Here is a 23,883-nt window from a genome sequence, read left to right on the forward strand (position 1 = left end):
CAGCGTGCCGGGAAGGGGAAGGGCACGAAAACACCCCGGACCGGCTCCGGTGTTGCCGCGCCGAAAGGGGGATAAGTGGTGGCGAGGGAGGGACTCGAACCCTCGACCTTGCGATTATGAGTCGCACGCTCTAACCAGCTGAGCTACCTAGCCACTGTGGCGGGTCTCTAAGCGACCGGCCCGGGGGCGTCAAGGGGCGAAATCCGATTTCCGCCTCTGCCATCGCCTTTCGCCCGTTCCCCGTGGCGCGAGCGCGCGCCGCGCGCTAGGAATGCGCCGCAACCCGGAGCCCATGATGCAGACCACCCTTCCCCTGACCCGTGACCTTGTGCTGATCGGCGGCGGCCATACCCATGCGCTGGTGGCGCGGATGTGGGGGATGCGCCCCCTGCCCGGCGTGCGGCTGACGCTGATCAACCCGCTGCCCACGGCGGCCTATTCGGGGATGCTGCCGGGCCATGTCGCAGGCCATTACCCGCGCGAGGCGCTGCAGATCGACCTGGTGAAACTGGCCCGCCATGCCGGGGCGCGGCTGATCCTGGGCCGGGCCGAGGGCATCGACCGCGCCGCGCGGCTGATCCATGTGCCGGGCCGCGCGCCGATCGGCTATGACGTGGCGTCAATCGATATCGGCATCACCGCCGACATGCCCGCCCTGCCGGGCTTTGCCGACCATGCCGTGCCCGCCAAACCGCTGGATGCCTTTGCCGATCGCTGGGCGGCCTTTGCCGAAGCGCCCGGCCCCGGCCGGCGCGTTGCGGTCATCGGCGGCGGTGTAGCGGGGGTGGAACTGGCGCTGGCCGCCGCCCACCGGCTGGGCCCGGGGGCCGAGGTGACCGTGCTGGAGGCCGGGCCCGTCGCGCTGTCGGCGCTGGGGGCGGGGGCGCGGCGGCGGATGCTGGCCCATTGCGCGCGGCTGGGGGTGCGGCTGCGCCCCGATGCGCCGGTGGTGGCGCTGCGCCCGGGCGCGGTGGTGCTGCGCGGCGGGGCCGAGGTCGCGGCCGATTTCATCATCGGCACCGGCAGCACCCGGCCCGCGGGCTGGCTGGGCGACACCGGGCTGGACCTGACCGATGGGTTCGTCACGGTCGATGAAACACTGCGCAGCAGCGACCCGGCGATCTTTGCCGCGGGCGACATCGCCCATATGGCACATGCCCCGCGCCCCAAGGCGGGGGTGTTCGCCGTGCGCCAGGCACCGGTGCTGCTGCACAATCTGACCGCGGCGCTGTCGGGCGGGGGCCTGCGCGCCTACCGACCGCAGCGCGATTATCTGAAACTGGTGTCCACCGGCGACAAGCGGGCGGTGGCCGACAAATGGGGCCTGCCGCTGAACGGGGCCTGGCTGTGGCGCTGGAAGGACCGGATCGACCGGCGCTTCATGGCGATGGTGCATGACCTGCCCGCGATGGCGCCGCCGCCCTTGCCCGCGCCTGTGGCCCTGGGCCTGCGCGAGGAACTGGCCGGCAACAAACCGCTGTGCGGCGGTTGCGGGGCCAAGATGGGACGCGCGGGGCTGGCCGCCGCGCTGGCCGCCCTGCCCGTGCCGCAGCGCGCCGATGTGCTGGCCGGGGCGGGCGATGATGCCGCCGTGCTGCGCCATGGCGCGGGGCGGCAGGTGATCACCACCGACCATGTCCGCGCCTTCATCGAGGATCCCTGGCTTCTGGCGCGGATCGTCGCGATCCATGCGATGGGCGACATCTGGGCGATGGGCGCCCAGCCACAGGTCGCGCTGGCGCAGGTGACCCTGCCGCGCCTGTCGCAGGCCCTCCAGGAACGCAGCTTGCGCGAGATCCTGGATGCCGCGGGCGCGACCTTCCGCGCCGCGGGCGCCGATCTGGTGGGCGGCCACACCAGCATCGGGGCGGAACTGACGCTGGGCTTCACGCTGACCGGCCTTGCCCCGGACCGGATCATCGATCAGGCGGGGGCGCAGCCGGGCGATGCGCTGATCCTGACCAAGCCGATCGGCACCGGCGTGATCCTGGCGGCCGAGATGATGCGCGCCGCCCCCGGTGCGGCGGTGGCGGGCGCGCTGGCCAGCATGGCCCGCCCGTCCGGCGCGGCGGCGGCGCTGCTGGCGCCGCGGGCCCGGGCGATGACCGATGTGACGGGCTTTGGCCTGGCCGGGCATCTGCTGGGGATTCTCGAAGCCTCGGGCTGCGCGGCGCGGCTGGACCTGGCCGCGATCCCGCTGCTGGCGGGGGCCGAGGCGATGTCGGCGGCGGGCCACGGATCGACCCTGCTGCCCGCCAATATCGCCGCGCTTGCGGGCCTGTGCGACAGTCCCGACACCCCGGCCGGTCGGCTATTGCATGATCCGCAGACGGCGGGGGGGCTTTTGGCCGCGGTGCCCGCCGATCAGGCCGATGCGCTGGTGACAGCCTTGCGCGCGGGCGGCGATCCGGCGGCGGTGATCGGGCATCTGCACGCGGGCGCGCCGCATATCGCGGTCAGCGGCTGACCAGCTGCAACGCCGCCTGCGCCACCTGCCGCGCCAGCGCGGGCAGCGCCACGGGCGACAGATCATCGGCCGCAACCACCACATCGCGCCCATCGGCATGGCGCGCGCGGTGCTTTTCATAGCGCGGGTCGTAATGGCGGCGCATCAGGTCCAGCGCCAGCGGTTCAAGCGCGCGCTGATCGGCCAGCGACAGCCAGTCGGCGATTACCTCGGCGGGGTGCAGCGGGCGCAGCCGGGCCAACGTGTCGCGCAGCCGCGCGTCATCCCCCGCGACATCGGCATAGGCGCGCGCCAGATAGGCCGCGCGCGCCGCCGCCGGCACCGCCAGGCGCACGCGCGGGGCCGCACAGATCGCCTGCCACAGCCCGCGCGGCACGCTGACCGCACCGATGCGGGAACTTTCCGCCTCGACCAGAACGGGGCGGGACGGGTCCAGCCGCGCCAACGCCAGCGCCAGCCGCCCCTCAAAGGCCTTCTGGCTGGGCTGGCCGCCCGGCATCGCGCCAAACAGGCTGCCGCGATGGTTGGCCAGACCTTCCAGATCAATCACCTGATGCCCGGCTTCGGCGCACAGCTGCAGCAGTTCGGTCTTGGCCGATCCGGTATTGCCATCCAGCACCACCACCGGCGCGCGAACCGGGGCTGCCACAGCCTCGACCACCAGCCGACGCCAGCTTTTGTAGCCGCCCTCAACCAGCTCGGCGCGCCAGCCCACCTGCCGCAGGATTGTTGCGAACGACCCCGACCGCTGCCCGCCGCGCCAGCAATAGACCAGCGGACGCCAGCCCCCGGTCCGGTCGGCCAGCGGCCCCAGCAGATGGCGCGCGGCATTCTGTGCCACCAGCGCCGCGCCGATCTTGCGCGCATCGAACGGCGACACCTGTTTATAGATCGTGCCCACGCGGGCACGTTCCTCATTGTCCAGCACCGGCAGGTTGATCGCGCCGGGAATGTGATCCTCGGCATATTCGGCGGGCGAGCGCACGTCGATGATCTGATCAAATCCCAGCGCGTCCGCGTCCAGCACCGACCCAAGAACAAGGCCCATTCAGTAAACCGTGACCTTGGTGCCCAGATCGACCTGATCGTAAAGCGCGATCACATGGTCGTTGACCATGCGGATGCAGCCATTCGACACCGCGCGACCGATCGATTCCGGTTCCGTCGTGCCATGGATGCGGATCGCCGTGTCCCGCCCGTTCTGATAGAGATAAAGTGCCCGTGCCCCCAGCGGGTTCTTCGGCCCGCCCGGCATGCCATCGGCATATTTCGCATAGCGCGCCGGGTTGCGCGCGATCATCTGCGGCGTGGGCTTCCAGCGGGGCCATTCGACCTTGCGGCCGACCTCGGCCTCGCCGCGAAAGACCAGTTCGGCGGTGCCCACAGCCACGCCATAGCGCATCGCCTTGCGCCGTTCCACGATGTGATACAGGAAGAACATCTGCGACACGACGATGATCGAACCGGGCTCAAACTCCGGTTTCACGCTGACCAGCGTCGGGTAATATTGCGGGGCGATCGGCCATTGCGGCGCGGCGGCTGCGGCGGGGGATGCGCCCGCGGGCGGCGCGGGCGGGCGCACGGCCGTGCTGACCGTCTGCGCCCGCACGATGGCGGGGGCGGACAGGATCGGCAAGCTGCCAAGCGCGGCGATCAGGGCACGACGATTCATCATCCACTCCAGACGGTTACAAAGGCAGGCTAGCAAAGCAGGCCTGCCTTCTCAACCGCCCGCGCGCGGCATGGTTCCGAAATTACTGGAACGCGCAGCCCGACTTGACGCCGAATTTCGCCAGGATCTTGGCGGCGGGGCAGAAGCCGGTGAAGGCCGACTGCAGCATGTTGGCGCCGACGAACACGGTCAGCCAGACGAAATTGGCGTGGACGAAATAGGTCAGCAGGACGCTGATCAGGACCATCGTCCCGGCAAAGGCAAACATCACTCGGTCAAGCGTCATGGCGGATCTCCGGCCAGGGGTTTCAGTTGGGGCCTATCTAACATCGCGGCGAAACAAATTCAAGTTATCGAATATTTATTCGGCCAGGTTGACCCGGCCCGGTCCCGGGTCCACTTTCCCCGCGAAAGGGGGCGCCATGACCGCCACGACCAATTTCATCATCGAAGGGATGCATTGCGGCGCCTGCACGGGCCGGGTGGAACGCGCGCTGGCGGCCGAACCGGGCGTCAAAAGCGCCGCCGCCAACCTGATGGCGCGATCCGCGCGGGTGGAATTCGACGCGCCCGCCACGCCCGCCAGCCTTGCCGCCGCGCTGGACCGGGCGGGCTACCCCCCCGCCCGCGCGCAGACCCGGCTGGGCATCGCGGGGATGACCTGTGCCAGCTGCGCGGGCCGGGTGGAACGCGCGCTGGGGGCCGTGCCCGGCGTGATCGCCGCCCGCGTCAACCTGGCCACCGAAACGGCCGAGGTGGATTATGCCCAGGGCGCCGTCGCGCCCAGCGAGCTGGCCGTCGCGGTCACCGCGGCGGGCTATCCCGCCCGCGTCCTGACCGCCGGGGACCCCCCCGCCCCGATCACCGACCGCCAGGCCGCCGAGGCCGCACGGCTGGCGCGCGCGGTGCGGATCGCGGGCGCGCTGACCCTGCCGGTTTTCGTGCTGGCGATGGGCGGGCACATGATCCCCGCCTTTCACCACTGGATCGCCGCCACCCTGGGGGACCGGCTGAACCACCTGATCCAGATGGTGCTGACCGCCGCGGTGATGGCCGGGCCGGGGCGGGTGTTCCTGCGGCTTGGCTTCCCCGCCCTGCTGCGCGGCGCGCCAGAGATGAATTCGCTGGTCGCGCTGGGGGCCTCGGCGGCGTTTCTCTATTCGGCGGTGGTGACGCTGGCGCCGGGCCTCTTGCCCGAAACCGCGCGCGAGGTTTACTTTGAGGCCGCCGCCGTCATCGTCACGCTGATCCTGCTGGGCCGCTGGCTTGAGGCACGGGCCCGCGGACAGGCGGGTCAGGCGATCTCGCGCCTTGTCGGGCTGCGCCCCGCCACCGCACGGGTGGAACGCGCAACCGGCGTGGTCGAATTGCCGGTCGAGGAACTGGCGCCGGGCGACATCGTCCAGATCCTGCCGGGCGAACGTATCGCGGTCGATGGCATCGTCACCGAGGGCCACGGCTGGATCGACGAATCCATGCTGACGGGCGAACCAGCGCCGGTCGAAAAATCGCTGGGTCAGCCGGTCACCGGCGGCACGGTGAACGGCGCCGCCGCCCTGACGTTCCGCGTCACCGCGACGGGGGCCGACACGGTCCTTTCGCGCATCATCGCCCTGGTCGAAGAGGCGCAGGGCGGCAAGCTGCCGGTGCAGGCGCTGGTCGACAAGGTCACCCGCGTGTTCGTGCCCGTGGTGATCGCGCTGTCGGTGCTGACCTTCGCGCTATGGATGGCCTTTGCGCCCGCGCCCGCCTTTACCCACGCGCTGGTCGCGGCGATTTCGGTGATGATCATCGCCTGCCCCTGCGCGATGGGCCTGGCCACCCCGGTGTCGATCCTGGTCGGCACCGGGCGCGGGGCGGAACTGGGCCTTTTGTTCCGGCGCGGCGATGCGCTGCAACGGCTGTCGCAGGCCCGCATCGTCGCCTTTGACAAGACCGGCACCCTGACCGCGGGCCGCCCGGCCCTGACCGACCTGATCCCCGCCGAAGGGTTTGATGCAGATGAGGCACTGCGCCTGGCCGCCGGCGCCGAGGCGCGGTCCGAACACCCGCTGGCCCAGGCGATCCTGGCCGCCGCCGCCGGGCGTGGCCTGACACGTGCCCGCGCGCGCAAGACCACAGCCCTGGCCGGACGCGGGCTTTCGGCCGAGGTCGAGGGCCGCGCGCTTCTGCTGGGCAACACCCGCGCGCTGCGCGAGGCGGGGGTGGATACCGCCGCCCTGCAGCCCCGCGCCGACCAACTTGCGTCCGAGGGAAAAACCCCGGTCTGGCTGGCGCTGGATGGCCAACTTGCCGCGCTGATGGCGCTGGCCGATCCGGTCAAACCCGGCGCGCCACAGGCCGTCGCCGCGCTGCAGGCCGAAGGGGTCAGCGTGGTGATGATTTCGGGCGATACGCGCGCCACGGCAGAGGCGGTGGGCCGCAGCCTTTGCATCACCGAGGTCGTGGCCGAGGTTCTGCCCGAAGGCAAGGTCGCCGCGCTGGAAAACCTGAAGACCCGCGGCACGGTGGCCTTCGTGGGCGACGGCATCAACGACGCGCCCGCCCTTGCCGCCGCCGATGTCGGGCTGGCGATCGGCACCGGCACCGATGTCGCGATCGAGGCCGCCGAGGTCGTGCTGATGCAGGGCGACCCGCAAGGCGTGGCCCGCGCGCTGGCGCTTTCGCGCGCCACGATGCGCAACATCCGGCAAAACCTGTTCTGGGCCTTCGCCTACAATACCGCACTGATCCCGGTGGCAATGGGCGCGCTGGTGCCCTTTGGCGGGCCGGGCCTGTCGCCGATGCTGGCGGCGGGGGCGATGGCGTTTTCGTCTGTCTTCGTCGTCACCAACGCGCTGCGGCTGCGGCGCGCGGCCTAGCCCGCCGCCGCCATCGCCGCGACCAGATCGGCCACGCCCAGCGCAACCGGATTGCCCGCCATCGAACTGGACCGCAGCGCGGCTTCTGCCGCCAGCGGGCGCGCCTCGGGCGCGAGGCCCTGCGCGGTCAACGGCGGCAACCCCGCATCCGAGGCCCAGCGCGCCAGCGCGTAGAACGCCGTGCCGGGTGCGGCCCGCAAGGCCCGCGCCACCATCGCCCGGACCTCGGCAATGCGGTCGGCGGCAGGGCCGGTGGCCTTGGCGGCATTGGCCTGCAGCACCGGCGCCAGCAGCACCCCGCAAATCGCCCCATGCGCCGCCCCGGTCATGCCCCCGATCGGCCCGGCCAGCCCATGCACCGCGCCCAGCCCGCCATTGGCCAGCGCCAGCCCGCCACACAAGCTGACCCAGGCGATCTGATCGCGGGCCTCGGCATCCTCATCCTCCATCAGGCGGATCAGCGCGCCAAGCCCCAGGCCGATCGCGGGCCGGGTCAGCGCATCGGTAAAGGGCGTGGCCCGGGCGGACAGGAACGGCTCAATCACCTGGGTCAGCGCATCCAGCCCCGAGGCCAGCGTCACCGCGCGCGGGCAGTGATCGGTCAACGCAGGATCGACAATCGCCAGCCGCGCCAACATCCGGTCATCGCGCAGGCTGACCTTGCGGCCATGCGCGGGCAGGCCGATGACCGCGTTCTTCGTCACCTCGGCCCCGGTGCCGGCGGTGGTCGGGATGGCGATGAAGGGCAAGGGATCGGCCTGCAGCGGCAGGCCGCGACCCACGATTTCCAGATAATCCATCGCGCCCCCGGGCGCGGGCACCAAGGCCGCCACCGCCTTGGCCAGATCCATCGCCGCCCCGCCGCCAAAGCCCACCACAAAGCCCGCGCCACAGGCCCGCGCGGCGGCAACCGCGGCCTCCAGCGTGGCCAGATCGGGCTCGGCCCGGCAGGCGAAGGTGTCAACCGCGATGCCCTGCGCGCGCAGCCCCGCCAGCAGCCAGCCAGCCCGGCGCGCCTGGGCCCCATGCACCACAAAGCCGCGCGCGCCGAACCCCGCGATCAGGTCCGCCGCCCGGTCCGCCTCGCCCCGGCCGAACAGGATGCGGCCCGGCGCCGCGATGGAAAAGGGTGTCATACCATCATCGTGGCCTGCACGGCCCGCCCCCAGCGGGCATAACGTGCCGCCCGCGTCTGTTCATCCATGCCCGGTTCAAAGCGCCGCTCCAGCGCCCAACTGCGGGCGAAGTCCTCGGCCCCGGGATAAACCCCCGCGTGCATGCCCGCAAGCCAGGCCGCACCAAGGGCGGTGGTTTCCGTCACGCGCGGCCGGTCCACCGGCGCGCCGATGATGTCGGACAGGAACTGCATCGCCCAGTCCGAGGCCGCCATGCCGCCATCAACGCGCAGCACCCCCTGCCCCGCCCCGCCCCAATCGGCGCGCATCGCCTCCAGCAGGTCGCGGGTCTGAAACCCCACGCTTTCCAGCGCCGCCCGCGCCAGTTCGGCCGGGCCGGAATTGCGCGTCAGCCCATAGATCGCGCCGCGGCAATCAGGCCGCCAATAGGGCGCGCCAAGCCCGGTGAAGGCGGGCACCAGAACCACCGCCTGCGCGGGATCGGCGGCCTCGGCCAGGGCCTGGGTTTCGCCCGCCGCGCGGATGATCCGAAGCCCGTCGCGCAGCCATTGCACCACCGCCCCCGCGATGAAGATCGACCCTTCCAGCGCATAGGTGGGTGTGCCGTCCAGCTGATAGGCGATGGTCGTCAGCAGCCGATTGCCCGAGGCGACCCGCTGCGCCCCCGTATTCAGCAGCGCGAAACAGCCCGTGCCATAGGTCGATTTCATCATCCCCGGCGCAAGACAGGCCTGCCCCAGCGTGGCCGCCTGCTGATCACCCGCCACACCCCGGATCGGGATTTCGCACCCGAACAGATCGGCCCGCGTGACCCCGAAATCGGCGGCGCAATCGCGCACCTCGGGCAGGATCGCCATCGGGATGTCCAGAAGCCCGCAGATCTCGTCATCCCAGCGCCCGGCCCCGATGTCATACAGCATCGTGCGTGCGGCATTGGTGGCATCGGTCGCATGCACCCGCCCGCCGGTCAGCTTCCAGATCAGGAAACTGTCCACCGTGCCAAAGGCCAGCTCACCCGCCGCCGCCCGCGCCCGCGCGCCGGGAATGTGATCCAGCAGCCATTTCAGCTTGGTCCCCGAGAAATAGGGATCGCACAAAAGCCCGGTGCGCGCGGTGATCTTGGCTTCATGGCCGGCATCGCGCAGCGCCTCGCAGATGGCAGCGGTGCGCCGGTCCTGCCAGACGATGGCATTGTGCAGGGGCTGGCCCGTCGCTCGGTCCCACAGGATCGTGGTTTCACGCTGGTTGGTGATGCCGATTGCGGCAATATCACGCGCCTGCACGCCCGCCTTTGCGATCACGGCCCGCGCCGTGCCCGCCACGCTTGACCACAGATCCGCCGGATCATGTTCCACCCAGCCCGGCTGCGGATAGATCTGGCGAAATTCCTCTTGTGCCACGGCCACGATCCCCAGATCCGCATCGAACAGGATGGCGCGCGACGATGTGGTTCCCTGATCGACGGCCAGGATATGGGACATGCCGGATTCCTTTCATGCTCTTCTTCTTGGAAAAAATACTCCCGCCGGAGGCAAGAATTTTTTGAGTATTTGGGCCAAGAAGAAGCCCATGGGGCTTTTCGGGCCACCCCGGGGGTCAGCCGGGGCGGTGATCGGCCATGAAGGCGGCCAGTGCGGCGATCTGTTCGGGGGTCATGCGCAGGCCCAGCTTGCTGCGCCGCCAGATCACATCCTGGGCCGCGCGCGCCCATTCCCGGGTCATCAGCCAGCGCAGTTCCGCCTCGGTCAGGGTGGCGCCGAAGTCACGGCCCAGGTCGGCGGGCTTGCGCGCGGCGCCCAGGATCGCGCGGGCCTCGGTGCCATAAGCGCGCACCAGCCGGGCGGCCCAGTCTTCGGTCAGGAACGGATAGTCGGCCCGCAACCCCGCGATCAGCGCCGCCGCCCCGTCATGGGGAAAGTCGCCCCCCGGCAGCGGCACGCGCGCGGTCCAGTCGCCGCCCGCCCCGGGAAAGATCGGCGCCAGCTTTGCCAGCGCGCTTTCGGCCAGACGGCGGTAGGTGGTGATTTTGCCGCCGAAGACATTCAGAAGCGGCGCCCCGCCGCCCTCGCCCGGATCAAGGCCCAGCACATAGTCGCGCGTGGCCGCCGTGGCCGAACTAGCCCCGTCATTGTAAAGCGGTCGCACCCCGGAATAGGTCCAGACGATCTGGTCCCGTGTCACCGGGCGGGCCAGGTATTGCGCGGCGAAGGCGCAGAGATAATCCTGTTCCGCCTCGGTGCATTCGGCCTGATCGGGGCGGCCCTGGTGATCCATGTCGGTGGTGCCGATCAGGGTGAAATCCCGCTCATAGGGAATGGCAAAGATGATCCGGCCATCTGTGCCCTGGAAGAAATAGCATTTGTCATGGTCGAACAGGCGGCGGGTGACGATATGGCTGCCGCGGACCAGGCGCACGCCTTGCGTGGTGTTGATGCGCAAGGTTGTGCGGATCACATCCTCAACCCAGGGGCCGGCGGCATTGACCAGCGCGCGGGCGCGATGGGTGGCCCGACCCGCGGGGCCCTCGGTCACGACATGCCACAGATCGCCGCGCCGTTCGGCGCTGATCACGCGGGTGCGCACCATGATCCGCGCCCCGCGCGCCGCCGCATCGCGCGCGTTCAGCACCACCAGGCGCGCATCGTCGATCCAGCAATCGGAATATTCATAGGCGCGCCGGAACCGCGGCTGCAACGCCTGCCCCGCCGGATCGGTCCGCAGATCCAGCGTGCGCGTGCCCGGCAGGATGCGCCGCCCGCCCAGATGGTCATACATGAACAGCCCCAGCCGGATCAGCCAGAAGGGCCGGCGCCCCTTCATCCAGGGCATCCCCCGCGCCAAAAGGCGCGCGGTCGGCGTATCGGCGGCAAAGCGCATCTCGGGGTGCATCGGCAGCACGAAGCGCATCGGCCAGCTGATATGCGGCATCGCCACCAGCAGGGTTTCGCGTTCCTTCAGCGCCTCGCGCACCAGGCGGAATTCGAAATATTCCAGATAGCGCAGCCCGCCGTGGAACAGCTTGGTCGAGGCCGATGAGGTCGCCTGCGCCAGATCGCCCATCTCGGCCAGCACAACCGACAGCCCCCGCCCCGCCGCATCGCGCGCGATGCCGCAGCCGTTGATGCCGCCCCCGATGATGAACAGATCGGCCACCCCATCGGCGGCGCCGGGCCCGGTCATGACCACCTCCTGCTGCGGAATGGGGTCAGAAGGCGCGAAATGCGCGGTTTTGTCAAATGTCATTTTTCGTTTATATTCGTTCATGATCGTATTCATGTATATTCGCGCATTTCTGTGCAGGTCGCGGCGCCCGCCCGCATGACAGGCCCGCGCGACGATGCGACACGGCATGCGACACAGGCGGCAGGGGGCCCATGGCGACCAGCTTTCGACAGACAGAGATTCTGGACATCGCCCGATCCGAGGGCCGCGTCATCGTCGAGGCGCTGGCCGAACGCTTTGGCGTGACGCTGCAGACGATCCGGCGCGATCTGGCCGAGCTGGCCGATGCGGGCCTGCTGGACCGGGTGCATGGCGGCGCGGTGATGCGCACCGGGGTCAGCAACATCGGCTATGGCGCGCGGCGGCGCATGAATGCGGCGGCCAAGGCCGCGATCGGCCGGGCCTGCGCGCAGGCCATTCCGGACAACTGTTCGGTCATCCTCAACCTCGGGACCACGACCGAGGCGGTGGCGCGCGAATTGCTGGGCCACCGCAATATCACCGTGGTGACCAACAACATCAACGTGGCCAATATCCTGATGGCCAACGAAAGCTGTGACATCATGCTGACGGGGGGCGCGCTGCGGCGGTCGGACGGCGGGTTGGTGGGCGATCTGGCCACCGATGCGATCGAGCGGTTCAAGGTCGATTACGCGGTCATCGGCGTCTCGGCGCTGGATCACGATGGCGATCTGCTGGATTTCGACCTGGCCGAGGTGCGCGTCAGCCGCGCCATCCTGCGCCAGTCGCGCAAGGCGTTTCTGGTCGCCGATGCCAGCAAGCTGGACCGTTCGGCGCCGGTCCGGCTGGGATCTCTGGCGGATCTGGATGTGCTGTTCACCGATCGCGCGCCGCCCGAAGACCTGGCCCGGGCCTGTGCGGACTGGGGCACCGAGGTGCGGATCTGCCCGCCCTGATCGGCAAGGCGCCGCGCATCGGCCAATGCCATGATGAAAAACGCTTCCCCGCCTGGAAACACGCCGCTATCACAAGGCGTGATCGCAGGAGTGCCCGATGACCCCAATGTCCCGCCGCGTGATGCTTTTGTCGGGCCTGGCCGCCCTGGCCGGCTGTGGGGGCGATCCGCGCACCTCGACCAAGGCGCCGGGCGGCGATGTGGCCGGCCTGCACGCCGGGGAAACGCCGCAATTGCGCGCGCTGATCAACCGTTATGCCGATGAATATGGCGTGCCGCGCAGCCTTGTGCATCGGGTGGTGCAGCGCGAAAGCCGCTATAATCCGGGCGCGCGCAACGGCCCCTATTACGGGCTGATGCAGATCCTGCCGCAGACCGCGGGGACGATGGGCTTTCGCGGCAAGCCCGCGGATCTGCTCGATCCGGCGACGAATCTGAAATACGGCGTGAAATATCTGCGCGGGGCCTGGCTTGTTTCGGACGGGTCCGAGGAGCGGGCCGTGATGTGGTATGCGCGCGGCTATTACTATGAGGCCAAGCGCCGCGGCCTGCTGCGCGAAACCGGCCTGCGCAGCTGATCCCGCGCCCGCCCCGCCGGTCACGGGCCGGGGGACGGGTTTGAGTATTTTTGCCAAGAAGAAGCCAGCGGCCGCGCCGCGCGCGATCAGTCGCGCGCGCGCAGGATTTGTGCGGGGCGCGTGGCCAGCGGGCGGCGGGCAAAGACCAGTCCCGCCAATAGCGTGGCCAGCACCCCGCCCGCAACAATCGCGATGGCCGGAACCGGGGCAAAGTGGAATTCGGCCTCCATCACCAGCACCAGCACGGCCCAGCCTGCCAGCGCGCCAAACAGGATCGCAACGATCCCCGCCGCCGCCCCCATCAGCGCCGCGCGCAATGCGAAAGACGCCAGGATCCGCCCCCGCGATGCGCCCAGAACCTTGAGCAAGGCCGCTTCCCAGGCGCGGGCGCGCTCACCCGCGGCGGCCGCCCCGATCAGCACGACAAAGCCCGTCAGCAGCGTGACCCCCGCGGCCAGCGCAGTGGCCCGCGCGATGGCGCCCAGCGCCTCGGTGACGCGGTCGATGGCGTCGCGGACGCGGATTGCGGTGATGTTGGGGAAATCGCGCGCCAGATCGCGCAGGATCGCGGCCTCGGCCTGGGGCGGGGCGTAGATCGTAGCGATATGGGTGTGGGGCGCGCCCGCAAGTGCCGCGGGGTTCAGCGTCAGCACGAAGCCGATCCCGCCAGTGGCGAAATCCACTTCGCGCAGCGAGGTGATTTCCGCCTCGATATCGCGGCCAAGGACGTTGACGGTGATGCGGTCGCCCAAGCCCAGGCCCAGTTCGCCCGCCTCTTCGGCGGACATGCTGGCCTGCGCGGGGCCGGTGTAATCGGCGGGCCACCAGCTTCCCGCAACGACCTTGGTGCCCTCGGGCGGGGTGGCGGCATAGGTGATGCCGCGATCGCCCCGCACGACCCAATGTTCGCCCGCGACGGTGCGGGCATCTTGCCCGTTGATGCGGCTGACGACGCCGCGCAGCATCGGCGCGGTTTCGACCTTTTCCACCGCCTCCATCGCGGCAAGGCGCGTAAGGAAGGGGGAAATCTGGTCGGGCTGGATGTCGACGACGAAATAGGCGGGCGCGCGCTGCGGCAGGTCGCGGTCGATGGCGCTGCGCAGGCCGGCGTCGATCTGGCCCACGGCGGCCAGCACCGACAGGCCAAGGCCCAGCGACAGGATCACCGGCGCCGCCTCGCTGCGCGGACCACCGATGGCAGCCAGGGCCGCGCGCAGGACGGGGCGGCCACGGGCGCGATGCGCCGTGGCGCGCGCCAGCCAGCGCAGCCCCGTCGCGGCCAGCGTCAGGATGGCCAGCGCCGCCGCGATGCCCCCCAAGGTGCCCAGCGCCAGCGCCCAGAGCCCCGAAAACCAGACCGCCGCCGCCACCAGCGCCGCCAACAGCCCCGCGATCAGTGCCAGCGCGCCCGCCCCGGGCAGCCGCCGCCGCCCCGGCCCCAAATCGCGGTAAAGCGCGGCTGCCCGCACCTCGGCCATGCGGGCCAGCGGCCAGAGCGTGAAGATCGCCGCGACCAGCGCGCCGTAAAGCGCGGCCTCGGCCAGCGCGGCGGGGGCGATGGTGATGTCCACTGCAATCGGCATGCGTGCCGCAATCGCCCCGCGGGCCAGCCAGGGCAGCCCCGCGCCCAGCATCAGGCCCAGCGCGATGCCCGCCACCGTAAGCGCCCCCAGCTGGATCAGAAAGACGTTGCGGATCAGGGCATTGGTCGCCCCAATCGCCTTCAGCGTGGCGATGGTTTCGGCCTTGCGTTCCATCCAGGCGCGCACCGCCGCGGAAATGCCCACGCCCCCCACGGCAAGCCCGGCAAGCCCCACCAGGACCAGGAAAGATCCGATCCGGTCGACGAAGCGTTCCGCCCCCGGCGCGGCGCGGCGGCTGTCCTGCCAGCGCATCCCGGCGCCGGCGAAATCCGCTTCGGCCGCAGCCTGCAGGCTGTCAAGATCGGTGCCGGGCGGCAGGGTCAGCCGGTATTCGGTTTCAAACAGCGATCCCGGTTCCAGCAGGCCCGCACCGTCCAGCGCCTCTGTCAAAAGCAGCGTGCGCGGGCCCAGCGCAAAGCCGGTGCCGGTGCTGTCGGGTTCGCGCAGGATGCGCCCCGTCAGGATGAATTCCGCCCGCCCCAGACGAAAGCGGTCGCCGATGGCAAGGCCCAGCCGATCGGCCAGAACCGGGTCCAGAAGCGCGCCGTAAAGCCCGCCGGGCTGCCGCCCCAGCGCCTGATCCAGCGGCAGGGCCGGTTCGACCTGCACCGCGCCGGTCAGCGGATAGGCGCCGTCGACCGCCTTGACCTGGGTCAGCGCGCGGTCTTCACCCTCACCCGTACCCGCCACGATCATCGAGCGGAACTCGATCACCTCGGACAGGGCGGTGGCGCGGGTCGCCATCCAGGCGCGTTCCGCCTCTGTCGCGGTGCGATAGGTGAATTCCAGCTGCGCATCGCCGCCCAGCAGGATCGCGCCCTGATCGCGCAGCCCCGATTCGATGGCGACACGCACCGTGCCCACCCCCGCAATCGCCGCCACCCCCAGCATCAGGCACAACAGGAACACGCGGAACCCCGCGATGCCCCCGCGCAATTCGCGCCGCGCGATCCGGAAGGCCAGGCTCATGCGCGGGCCCCTTCGGCGCGCATCCCCTGCACCGCAGGCTCCTCAACCACCATGCCATCGGCCAGCCGCACGATCCGGTCACAGCGTTCGGCCAGTTCGGGCGCATGGGTCACCAGCACCAGCGTCGCGCCGTGCCGGTCGCGCAGGCCAAACAGCAGATCCATGATCGCCGCGCCATTGGCCGCATCCAGGTTGCCCGTCGGTTCATCCGCCAAAAACAGCGCAGGCCGCGGTGCCGCGGCGCGCGCCAGCGCCACGCGCTGCTGTTCGCCCCCCGACAATTCGGCCGGGTAATGGCTGCCGCGATGGCCAAGGCCGACGGCGTGCAATTCCGCCGCCGCGCGATCAAAGGCATCGGGCACACCGGCCAGTTCCAGCGGCAGAGCGACGTTTTCCAGCGCGGTCATGGTCGGAATCAGGTGGAAGGACTGGAAAACGATCCCCATATTCCCCCTGCGGAACCGGGCCAGCGCATCTTCCCCCATCGCGGAAAGATCCTGGCCCAGCGCCGTGACGGTGCCCCCCGTGGCCCGTTCCAACCCGCCCATGAGCATCAGGAGCGATGATTTGCCCGACCCCGAAGGCCCCGTCAGACCGACACTTTCCCCCCGCGCGACATCCAGCGTGATCCCGCGCAGGATCTCGACCGGGCCGGCATTGCCCTGCAGCGTCAGCCGGGCGTCACGCAAACTCAGAACGGTATCTTTCATGCCTGCCTTCTTTTCTGTCCTAACAAGGGGATATGGGCCGATCCGGCGCCTAAGCAACCTTGTTTTGACGACATTTTTTCTGGCTCTGCCGATCCTGGCCCTGCCTGCACGGGCCGAACCGCTGGAACTGGTGGCCCTGGGCGACAGTCTGACGCAGGGCTATGGCCTGCCCACCGATCAGGGGCTGGTGCCGCAACTGCAGGCCTGGCTGGCCGCGCGGGGCGCGGATGTGCGGGTGGTGAATGCAGGGGTGTCGGGCGATACCACGGCGGGGGGGCTGTCGCGGCTGGATTGGTCGCTGGGCCCGCAGACCGATGCGCTGATGGTGGCGCTTGGCGGCAATGACCTGCTGCGCGGCCTGCCCCCCGAGGAATCGCGGGCCAATCTGGACGCGATCCTGACCAAGGCGCGCGCCCGCGGCCTGCCGGTGCTGCTGGTGGGTCTGCCCGCGCCGGGCAATTACGGCCCCGACTACAAGGCCGATTTTGATGCGATCTGGCCCGAACTGGCGCAAAAGCACGGCGCGGTGCTGGTGCCGAACCTGCTGGCCCCGATCATGGAAACCCCGCCTGAACTGCGCGCAAAAACCGACCTGATGCAGGATGACAACATCCACCCCGCCCCCGCGGGCGTCGCCCTGGTGGTCGAGGCGCTGGGGCCAAAGGTGCTGGATCTGATCGCGCAGGCAGGGGCCGGACCGCGCGGCTAATCCCGCGACCGGCGGTCCATCGCCCACAGCGCGCCCGCGCCCAGAACGCACAGCCCCGCACCCAGCGCCGCGGCCAAGCCATAGCCCGCCACCGCCGCCCCCAGCGCAAACACGCTGGCACAGATCGCATCGCCCGCCAGTTTCTGCAGCGCCATCAGGCTGGCCCCCGCCCCCGGCCGCATCCCCAGCAGATCCTGCAGATAGGCCATCGGCTGGGTCAGCACCACCGCACCCCCCGCCGCCGCAGGCAGGATCAGCACCCAGACCCAAACGGTTTCGGCCAACACCGGCAGGAACGCCAGATGGCAGGCATAAAGCACCGCCCCCAGCCAGATCAGCACCGTCCGATCTATCCGGGTGATGATCGCGGGCAGCGCCAGCATGAAGGGCACCTCCAGCCCGGCGACGAACCCCGCATACAGCGCCACATCCGATGCCCCGCGCCCCGGCGTCTGCGAAAACACAAGGCCGATCACCACCAGATACAGCATCACCGCCCCACTGATCGTGCCCAGCGCCAGAACCCGCGCCAGAACGCGGATCTCGGCCATCTCGCGCAGGGCGGCGGCAAAGCTCAGCCCCGATTTCGGGTCCGGCCAGCGCGTCGCGCCGTCGCGCGGCCAATACCGCAGCGTCAACCCCAGGATCGCCGCTGCCAGCACCAGACAGACCGGATAGACCGCGATCAGCGGCGCGCCCGCGCCAAAGGCCACCGCCCAGACCGGCAGCACCACCACCCAGGGCAGCGCAAAGGCCGCCCGCAGCGCCGACAGGATCGCGCCGCGCTGCGACTCAGGGTGGATAGACGCGGCCAGACGCGCCAGCGCAAACAACTGGCCGAACAGCGACCCCGACAGCGGCAGGATCAGCGCATGGGCAATGACAAAGGCCAATGCACCCTGCCCCGCCCAGACCAGCCCCGTTCCCGCCGTCAGCAACCCCGCCGACAGCAAGGCAATGGCGCGGCGGTTCGCGCGCTGATCGGCCAGAATGCCAAACCCCACCGAGGCCGATACCGACAGGACCGAGGCCACCACCAGCACCGTCGAATAGGCCCCGTCCGACAGGCCGAACACCGTCACCGCCAGCGCCGAGACATAGGGCATCAAGGTCGCCGCATGGGCCCCGAACAGGATCAGCAACCCCGCGGCCAGCGCCAGCGCGGGATCGGTCAGGATCGGGCGAAAGGGGGCAAGGGCTTGGCGCAAGGCAGGCTCCGGGATCACGCGGCCCGTCTTGCGCCGACCGCGCGGGCGCGGCAAGGGCCAAAGCGGGATGCCGCTTCTTCTTGGCCCAAATACTCAATCAACGCCCATCCCCCGCGCCACGGGCAGGCGCCTTCAGCGCCAGTCGAAAAAGCCCTTGGGCGCGCGGGCCAAAAGCCGGCGGGCCAGATCGGCGCCCAGCTCGGCCGCCTGCGACACCGGCGCGCGCGCCTCATCGCGCAGCGCTTCGGACCCGTCGGGGCGCAGGATCTCGCCGCGCAGCCAGATCTGGTCGCCCTCCAGCAGCGCAAGCCCCGCGATCGGGGTTTCGCAGGACCCGTCCAGCGTGGCCAGAAAGGCGCGTTCCGCCGCCAGCCGCTGGCCCGTTGGCCCGTCATGGATCGCCGCCAGCAGCGCGGCGGCGCGGGCATCATCGGCCCGCCGCTCAATCCCGATGGCGCCTTGGGCCACGGCGGGCAGCATCTCATCCACCTCGATGGCGGACCGCGCGACATGGGTCATGCCCAGCCGGTTCAGCCCCGCCATCGCCAGGAAGGTCGCCACCGCGACGCCATCCTCCAGCTTCTTCAACCGGGTCTGCACATTGCCGCGAAACTCGACCAGCTTCAGGTCGGGGCGGCGGTTGGCCAGCTGCGCGCGCCGGCGCAGGCTGGATGAGCCGACCGTGGCGCCCTGCGGCAGATCGGCCAGCCGCTCCACCCCGGGCGAAACAAAGGCATCGCGCACATCTTCGCGCGGCAGATAGCAATCCAGCAGCAGGCCCGCAGGCTGGGCCGTGGGCATGTCCTTCATCGAATGCACGGCGATGTCGATGCGGCCTTCCAGCATCGCCTCTTCGATTTCCTTGGTGAACAGGCCCTTGCCGCCCAGTTCCTTCAACGGCTTGTCCGCCGCGATCAGCGCGGCATTGTCGCCCGTCGTGCGGATCACGACGATTTCAAAAGCGTCCTCGGGCAGGCCATGGGCCGCGATCAGGCGGGCGCGGGTTTCATGGGCCTGCGCCAGCGCCAGCGGCGAACCGCGGGTGCCGATCTTCAGGGGGGTCTTGGCGTTGGGCATCTGTTCCATGCCCCCGGCATAGCCGCGTCAAAAGGCCCGCGCAAGCGCACATGGGCTGCCTTTGGCTTGACATCGCGCCGCAGGGGGCGATGAAGGGGCAAGAAGGAGATCCAAGATGAGTGACAAGACGATCCTGCGCGCCCTTCGCGGCGAGGTTTTGCCCACGCCGCCGGTCTGGATGATGCGCCAGGCAGGCCGCTACCTGCCCGAATACCGCGCCACCCGCGCGCAGGCCGGGGATTTCCTGTCGCTGTGCTACAATTCCGATCTGGCGGCCGAGGTCACGCTGCAGCCGATTCGCCGCTATGGCTTTGACGCGGCGATCCTGTTTGCCGATATCCTGCTGCTGCCGCAGGCGCTTGGCGCGGATCTGTGGTTCGAAACCGGCGAAGGCCCGCGCCTGTCCACGATCACCGATGCCGATGGCTTGCGCGCGCTGAAAGGCAAGGATGACATCCACGACCACCTGGCCCCGATCTATGAAACCGTCCGCATCCTGACGCGCGAACTGCCACGCGAAACCACGCTGATCGGCTTTGCCGGCGCGCCCTGGACGGTGGCCACCTACATGATCGCGGGCCGCGGCACCAAGGACCAGGGCCCGGCCCACGCGCTGAAGGCCGCCGACCGCGCGACCTTTGCCGCGCTGATCGACCTGCTGACGGACGCGACCATCGAATACCTGTCAAAACAGGTCGAGGCCGGGGCCGAGGTCATCAAGATCTTCGACAGCTGGGCTGGAAGCCTGAAGGGCCAGGATTTCCACGATTTCGCCGTTGCGCCCGCGGCCCGCATCATCGCCGCGCTGAAGGCGCGCCACCCCGGCCTGCCAATCATCGCCTTCCCGCGTGAGGCGGGCCAAGGCTATGTCGGTTTCGCGAAAAAGACCGGCGCGGATTGCGTGGCCATCGACAATTCGGTGTCCGCCGAATGGGCGGCCGAACATGTGCAGGTCGATGGCTGTGTGCAAGGCAACCTTGACCCGCGCCACATGGTCACCGGCGGTCAGGATCTGGTGGATGAAACCCGGCGGATCGTGAAGGCCTTTTCCAAAGGCCCGCACATCTTCAACCTTGGCCACGGGATCACGCCCGATGCGAACCCCGACAACGTCGCCCTGATGATCGAGACGATCCGCAAGGGCTGACCCGAGGGGGCGAAACCGGGGCGATCAGCCCCGGCTTTTCGGCTTGCCGCCCGCGGGTTTGCCGCCCTTGGCACCGGCGGGCTTGCCAAACGGTTTCGCCCCCGGTTTACCGGCAGGTTTCGCGAATTTCGCCCGCGGCGCGGGGCGTTCACCCGGATCGCGCAGACCGGCGGATTCGAATTCCGACCGCGGCGGCCCCTTGCGATGGGGCTTTTTCGCGGGCGCAGCATCATCGCGCGGGCCGCGCGCGAAGGGTTTTTTCGCACCCTGGCCGCGCGGGGCGCCGTCACGCGGGCGATCCCATTTGCCCGGGCGCGGCGGGGCCGAGTCCAGCCCCTGCGGCGCGCCATCCAGCACATCGACGCCGATTTCCTGTTCCAGCGCGCGTTCAGGGCCAATCGCGGCCAGGAACCGCTGCCCGGCATCGGCATGGATCTGCACCACGGTGTGATCGTCGAAAATCCGGATCGCGCCGATGTCGCGGCGCGACAGGTCGCCCGCCCGGCACAGCATCGGCAACAACCACCGCGGATCGGCGCGCTGGTCGTGACCAATGGTCAGACGCACCCAAAGGCTTGGCCCGAAATCCGCCGCTGCGGCGCGCGGGCGCGCCCCATCGGGCGTCACCGGCACCAGATCCTCGGGCGCGGACCGCGCGGCCATATACTGGCGCACCACCGCCGCCGCCAGCGCGCGGGGCGGGAAACCTTCCAGCAGACGCGCGGCCAACGCCGCCTCATCCTCGCTGACCGGCGCGGTCAGGATCGGATCGGACAACAGCCGCTGCACATCGCGGGCTGAAACCTCTTCGGCCGAAGGCGCGGGCGCCCAGGTCGCGGTGATATTGGCGAAGCCCAACAGCCGTTCTGCCTTGCGTCGCGCCGCATGCGGAACGATCAGCGCGGACACGCCCTTGGACCCGGCCCGACCCGTCCGGCCCGACCGGTGCAACAGCGCCTCCTTGTTCTGCGGCAGATCGGCATGGACCACCAGCTCCAGCCCCGGCAGGTCGATCCCGCGCGCGGCCACATCGGTGGCGATACACACCCGCGCCCGCCCGTCGCGCATGGATTGCAGCGCGCGCGAGCGTTCCTCTTGCGTCAGTTCGCCCGACAGCGCCACCACCTGGAAGCCACGGTTCAGGAACCGCGTCGTCAGATGCGTGACCATGGCGCGCGTGGAACAGAAGACGATGGCGTTCTTCGCCTCATAAAACCGCAGCACGTTGACGATGGCATTTTCCCGATCCGCCTGATCGACCAGCAGCGCGCGATATTCGATATCGGCATGCTGTTCGCGCGAGGCGATGGTGGAAATCCGCTGCGCATCGCGCTGGAAGGTCGCGGCCAGACGCGCGATTTCCTTGCTGACGGTGGCCGAAAACATCAATGTGCGGCGATCGGCCGGCGCAGCCTCCAGGATGAATTCCAGATCCTCGCGGAAGCCCAGATCCAGCATCTCATCGGCCTCGTCCAGCACCGCCACGCGCAGCGCCGACAGATCCAGCGCCCCGCGCCGGATATGGTCGCAAATCCGCCCCGGCGTGCCCACAACGATATGCGCCCCGCGTTCCAGCGCGCGCCGTTCGGACCGGGCATCCATCCCGCCCACGGCGCCTGCAATCACCGCGCCGGTGGGCGCATAAAGCCATTCCAGCTCGCGCCGGACCTGCAGCGCCAGTTCGCGCGTCGGCGCGATGATCAGGGCGCGCGGCGCCTCCAGCAGGCCTATGCTGCCATCGGCCAGCAACTCGCCCGCCATCGCCAAGCCAAAGGCCACCGTCTTGCCCGACCCGGTCTGCGCGGACACCAGCAGGTCCGCCCCTGCAAGGCCCGGATCGGTCACCGCCTCCTGAACGGGGGTCAGGGCGGCATAGCCCTTGGCCGCCAGCCCTTGGGCAAGGGCGGGGTGAACGGTGGGAAACTGGGTCATGGGGGACGTCTTTCGGAAAACAGAAGGGGCCAACAGGCCGAAGCGCGCCTTCTAGCGCGTTCGCCCAGCCCTGTATAGCCCGAATCTCGGCGCCTCAAAACCCGGAACACCGCCCCCTTCGGCTTTGCAAAAATATCCCGGGGGGTGAGGGCAAAGCCCGAGGGGGGCAGCGCCCCCCTGCCCGGCCCGCTACCTCGCGCGGCTTATGGCCATTTCGCCAGCGGCGGCAGGCTCATCAGCACCGCATTGGCATCATGACCGGTTTCCAGCCCGAATTTCGTGCCCCGATCATAAACCAGGTTGTATTCGGCATAAAGCCCGCGGTGGATCAGCTGCACATCCTTGTCCGCATCGTCCCAGGTCGTGTCGCGCCGCCGCTCGGTCACCGGCAGGAAGGCGGGCAGAAACGCCTCGCCGACCGAACGGGTAAAGGCGAAATCGGCCTCCCAGTCGCCGGTGTTCAGATCATCATAGAAGATCCCGCCCACACCACGCGCCCGACCGCGATGGGGGACAAAGAAATACTCATCCGCCCAGGCCTTGAAACGCGCGTAATACTCCGGCGCATGGGCATCGCAGGCGCGCCGCATCTGGCCATGGAAATGCGCTGTATCCTCGGCATATTCGATGCAGGGGTTCAGGTCCGCCCCGCCGCCAAACCACCAGGCATGCGGGGTCCAGAACATCCGGGTGTTCATATGCACCGCGGGCGTGTGCGGGTTTTGCATATGCGCCACCAGGCTGATGCCGCTGGCCCAGAACCGCGGATCGCGGTCCATCCCCGGCACGCCGCGCGCGGCCATCGCCTTTTGCGCCCGGTCCCCCAGCGTGCCCCAGACGGTCGAGATGTTCACGCCCACCTTCTCGAACACCCGCCCGCCGCGCAGCACGCTCATCTTGCCGCCGCCTGCGTCGCTGCCATCGGGGGCGGCGCGTTTCGTGGGCGTCACCTCGAACCGTCCCGGCGCAAGCTGGGCAAAGGGGCCGCTGGTCTGGGCATCCTCCAACGCCTCGAAGGCGGCCACGATCCGGTCGCGCAGATCGGAAAACCACTGGCTTGCGCGCGCCTTGCGCTCGGTGAAATCCTCGGTCATCGCGGTCCTCCGTTCCATCCTGCCTTGCGCTCTCTAGCAGGCCGGGCGGCCGGCGGGAATGGACTTTTCCGCCCCTTCGCGTAAGATGACCCCAACCCAAAGGTGCCCCGATGCCGCGTCTTCTGCCCCCCGTCTTGCTGCGCCCCGCCCTGCTACCCCTGGCCCTGCTGATCCTGCTTGCCGCCTGCGGCACCCCGCAGGAACGCTGCATCGACCGCGCCACGCGCGAAGTGCGCGCGGTGGAACAGCTTCTGGCCGAGGTAGAGGGCAATCTGGCGCGCGGCTATGCCTGGGAAGAAACGTCCGTCACCCGCGTCCGCTGGGAGGTTTGCGGCTATCGCCAGATCCAGCGCGCCGATGGCACGATCGTGACCCTGCCCGACAGATGCATGCAGCCCTATACAGACACGATCCGCAGCCGCGTGGCGATCGACCCCGAGTCCGAAAAGCGCAAGCGCGATGCGCTGATCGCCAAGCGCCGCGCGCTTCTGCCCCAGGCCGAGGCCAATATCGCCGCCTGCAAGGCCACCTATCCGCAATGA

The 23,883-nt window shown here is 69.6% G+C and carries 19 protein-coding genes and 1 tRNA gene; 7 read left to right on the top strand and 13 right to left on the bottom strand.

The genetic code is table 11. The annotated features are described in order from the left end of the window. Positions 1–76: 76 nt before the first annotated feature. A tRNA-Met gene (locus tag MXB90_RS00335) sits at positions 77–153 on the bottom strand. Positions 154–295: 142 nt separating this feature from the next. Between MXB90_RS00335 and selD the strand changes: the two genes are divergently transcribed. Beyond that, complete coding sequence (gene selD, locus MXB90_RS00340; RefSeq protein ID WP_250039590.1) at positions 296–2,467, top strand: selenide, water dikinase SelD; 2,172 nt, start codon at positions 296–298, stop codon at positions 2,465–2,467. Here the strand turns inward: selD and mnmH are convergent. The 3 genes from mnmH to MXB90_RS00355 all read right to left on the bottom strand — a co-directional run bounded on the left by mnmH (position 2,457) and on the right by MXB90_RS00355 (position 4,425). Next, positions 2,457–3,515: a tRNA 2-selenouridine(34) synthase MnmH gene (gene mnmH / locus MXB90_RS00345; protein ID WP_250039592.1), complete on the bottom strand. Its 1,059-nt coding sequence runs from the start codon at positions 3,513–3,515 to the stop codon at positions 2,457–2,459. The two genes, selD and mnmH, sit on opposite strands and share 11 nt — an antisense overlap. Further along, positions 3,516–4,139: a L,D-transpeptidase gene (locus MXB90_RS00350; RefSeq protein WP_250039594.1), complete on the bottom strand. Its 624-nt coding sequence runs from the start codon at positions 4,137–4,139 to the stop codon at positions 3,516–3,518. A gap of 82 nt (positions 4,140–4,221) precedes the next feature. Continuing rightward, on the bottom strand, positions 4,222–4,425 hold the full coding sequence (locus MXB90_RS00355; RefSeq protein ID WP_250039595.1) for a YgaP family membrane protein: 204 nt from the start codon (positions 4,423–4,425) through the stop codon (positions 4,222–4,224). Positions 4,426–4,561: 136 nt separating this feature from the next. Between MXB90_RS00355 and MXB90_RS00360 the strand changes: the two genes are divergently transcribed. Continuing rightward, positions 4,562–7,000, top strand: a complete 2,439-nt coding sequence (locus MXB90_RS00360) for a heavy metal translocating P-type ATPase (protein ID WP_250039596.1) — start codon at positions 4,562–4,564, stop codon at positions 6,998–7,000. On the opposite strand, the gene MXB90_RS00365 is transcribed toward MXB90_RS00360, so the two are convergent. From MXB90_RS00365 to glpD, 3 genes are all read right to left on the bottom strand, one after another. Continuing rightward, positions 6,997–8,136: an iron-containing alcohol dehydrogenase gene (locus MXB90_RS00365; RefSeq protein ID WP_250039597.1), complete on the bottom strand. Its 1,140-nt coding sequence runs from the start codon at positions 8,134–8,136 to the stop codon at positions 6,997–6,999. The genes MXB90_RS00360 and MXB90_RS00365 overlap by 4 nt on opposite strands. Further along, entirely contained in the window at positions 8,133–9,617 is a 1,485-nt protein-coding gene (gene glpK / locus MXB90_RS00370) for a glycerol kinase GlpK (RefSeq protein WP_250039605.1), read from the bottom strand. Before glpK ends, MXB90_RS00365 begins: the two co-directional genes overlap by 4 nt. A 115-nt stretch (positions 9,618–9,732) precedes the next feature. Continuing rightward, the gene (gene glpD / locus MXB90_RS00375; RefSeq protein WP_250040517.1) at positions 9,733–11,316 is read right to left on the bottom strand and encodes a glycerol-3-phosphate dehydrogenase; all 1,584 of its coding nucleotides are present in this window, start codon (positions 11,314–11,316) and stop codon (positions 9,733–9,735) included. A gap of 194 nt (positions 11,317–11,510) precedes the next feature. On the opposite strand from glpD, the gene MXB90_RS00380 reads away from it, so the two are divergent. After that, a complete protein-coding gene (locus tag MXB90_RS00380) occupies positions 11,511–12,275 on the top strand; it encodes a DeoR/GlpR family DNA-binding transcription regulator (protein ID WP_250039607.1) in 765 nt (254 codons plus the stop codon). Between the two features lie 97 nt (positions 12,276–12,372). Then, positions 12,373–12,852 (top strand): lytic transglycosylase domain-containing protein, encoded by a 480-nt coding sequence (locus tag MXB90_RS00385; RefSeq protein ID WP_250039609.1) that lies wholly within the window; start codon positions 12,373–12,375, stop codon positions 12,850–12,852. An 86-nt stretch (positions 12,853–12,938) separates the two neighbouring features. Here the strand turns inward: MXB90_RS00385 and MXB90_RS00390 are convergent, their stop codons facing one another. Next, entirely contained in the window at positions 12,939–15,464 is a 2,526-nt protein-coding gene (locus tag MXB90_RS00390; protein ID WP_250039612.1) for an ABC transporter permease, read from the bottom strand. After that, positions 15,461–16,174, bottom strand: a complete 714-nt coding sequence (locus tag MXB90_RS00395) for an ABC transporter ATP-binding protein (RefSeq protein WP_250039614.1) — start codon at positions 16,172–16,174, stop codon at positions 15,461–15,463. Before MXB90_RS00395 ends, MXB90_RS00390 begins: the two co-directional genes overlap by 4 nt. Between MXB90_RS00395 and MXB90_RS00400 the strand changes: the two genes are divergently transcribed. Next, on the top strand, positions 16,173–16,883 hold the full coding sequence (locus tag MXB90_RS00400) for an arylesterase (RefSeq protein ID WP_462982174.1): 711 nt from the start codon (positions 16,173–16,175) through the stop codon (positions 16,881–16,883). The two genes, MXB90_RS00395 and MXB90_RS00400, sit on opposite strands and share 2 nt — an antisense overlap. On the opposite strand, the gene MXB90_RS00405 is transcribed toward MXB90_RS00400, so the two are convergent. Together MXB90_RS00405 and hemC are read right to left on the bottom strand one after the other, a co-directional pair. Continuing rightward, positions 16,880–18,145: an MFS transporter gene (locus MXB90_RS00405; RefSeq protein ID WP_284040685.1), complete on the bottom strand. Its 1,266-nt coding sequence runs from the start codon at positions 18,143–18,145 to the stop codon at positions 16,880–16,882. The two genes, MXB90_RS00400 and MXB90_RS00405, sit on opposite strands and share 4 nt — an antisense overlap. A 78-nt stretch (positions 18,146–18,223) precedes the next feature. After that, the gene (hemC, locus tag MXB90_RS00410) at positions 18,224–19,168 is read right to left on the bottom strand and encodes a hydroxymethylbilane synthase (protein ID WP_462982195.1); all 945 of its coding nucleotides are present in this window, start codon (positions 19,166–19,168) and stop codon (positions 18,224–18,226) included. 115 nt (positions 19,169–19,283) lie between these two features. Between hemC and hemE the strand changes: the two genes are divergently transcribed. After that, positions 19,284–20,315 (top strand): uroporphyrinogen decarboxylase, encoded by a 1,032-nt coding sequence (gene hemE / locus MXB90_RS00415; protein ID WP_250039626.1) that lies wholly within the window; start codon positions 19,284–19,286, stop codon positions 20,313–20,315. A gap of 24 nt (positions 20,316–20,339) precedes the next feature. Here the strand turns inward: hemE and MXB90_RS00420 are convergent, their stop codons facing one another. Both MXB90_RS00420 and hemF read right to left on the bottom strand, forming a co-directional pair. Continuing rightward, a complete protein-coding gene (locus MXB90_RS00420; RefSeq protein ID WP_250039627.1) occupies positions 20,340–22,247 on the bottom strand; it encodes a DEAD/DEAH box helicase in 1,908 nt (635 codons plus the stop codon). A 203-nt stretch (positions 22,248–22,450) separates the two neighbouring features. Then, positions 22,451–23,341, bottom strand: a complete 891-nt coding sequence (gene hemF, locus MXB90_RS00425; protein ID WP_250039630.1) for an oxygen-dependent coproporphyrinogen oxidase — start codon at positions 23,339–23,341, stop codon at positions 22,451–22,453. A 110-nt stretch (positions 23,342–23,451) separates the two neighbouring features. Here hemF and MXB90_RS00430 point away from each other — a divergent pair, with 110 nt between their 5' ends. Beyond that, a complete protein-coding gene (locus MXB90_RS00430; RefSeq protein ID WP_250039632.1) occupies positions 23,452–23,883 on the top strand; it encodes a hypothetical protein in 432 nt (143 codons plus the stop codon).

The organism is Phaeovulum molybdatiresistens, from assembly GCF_023544865.1.
In the GTDB taxonomy this organism is placed as follows: domain Bacteria; phylum Pseudomonadota; class Alphaproteobacteria; order Rhodobacterales; family Rhodobacteraceae; genus Pontitalea.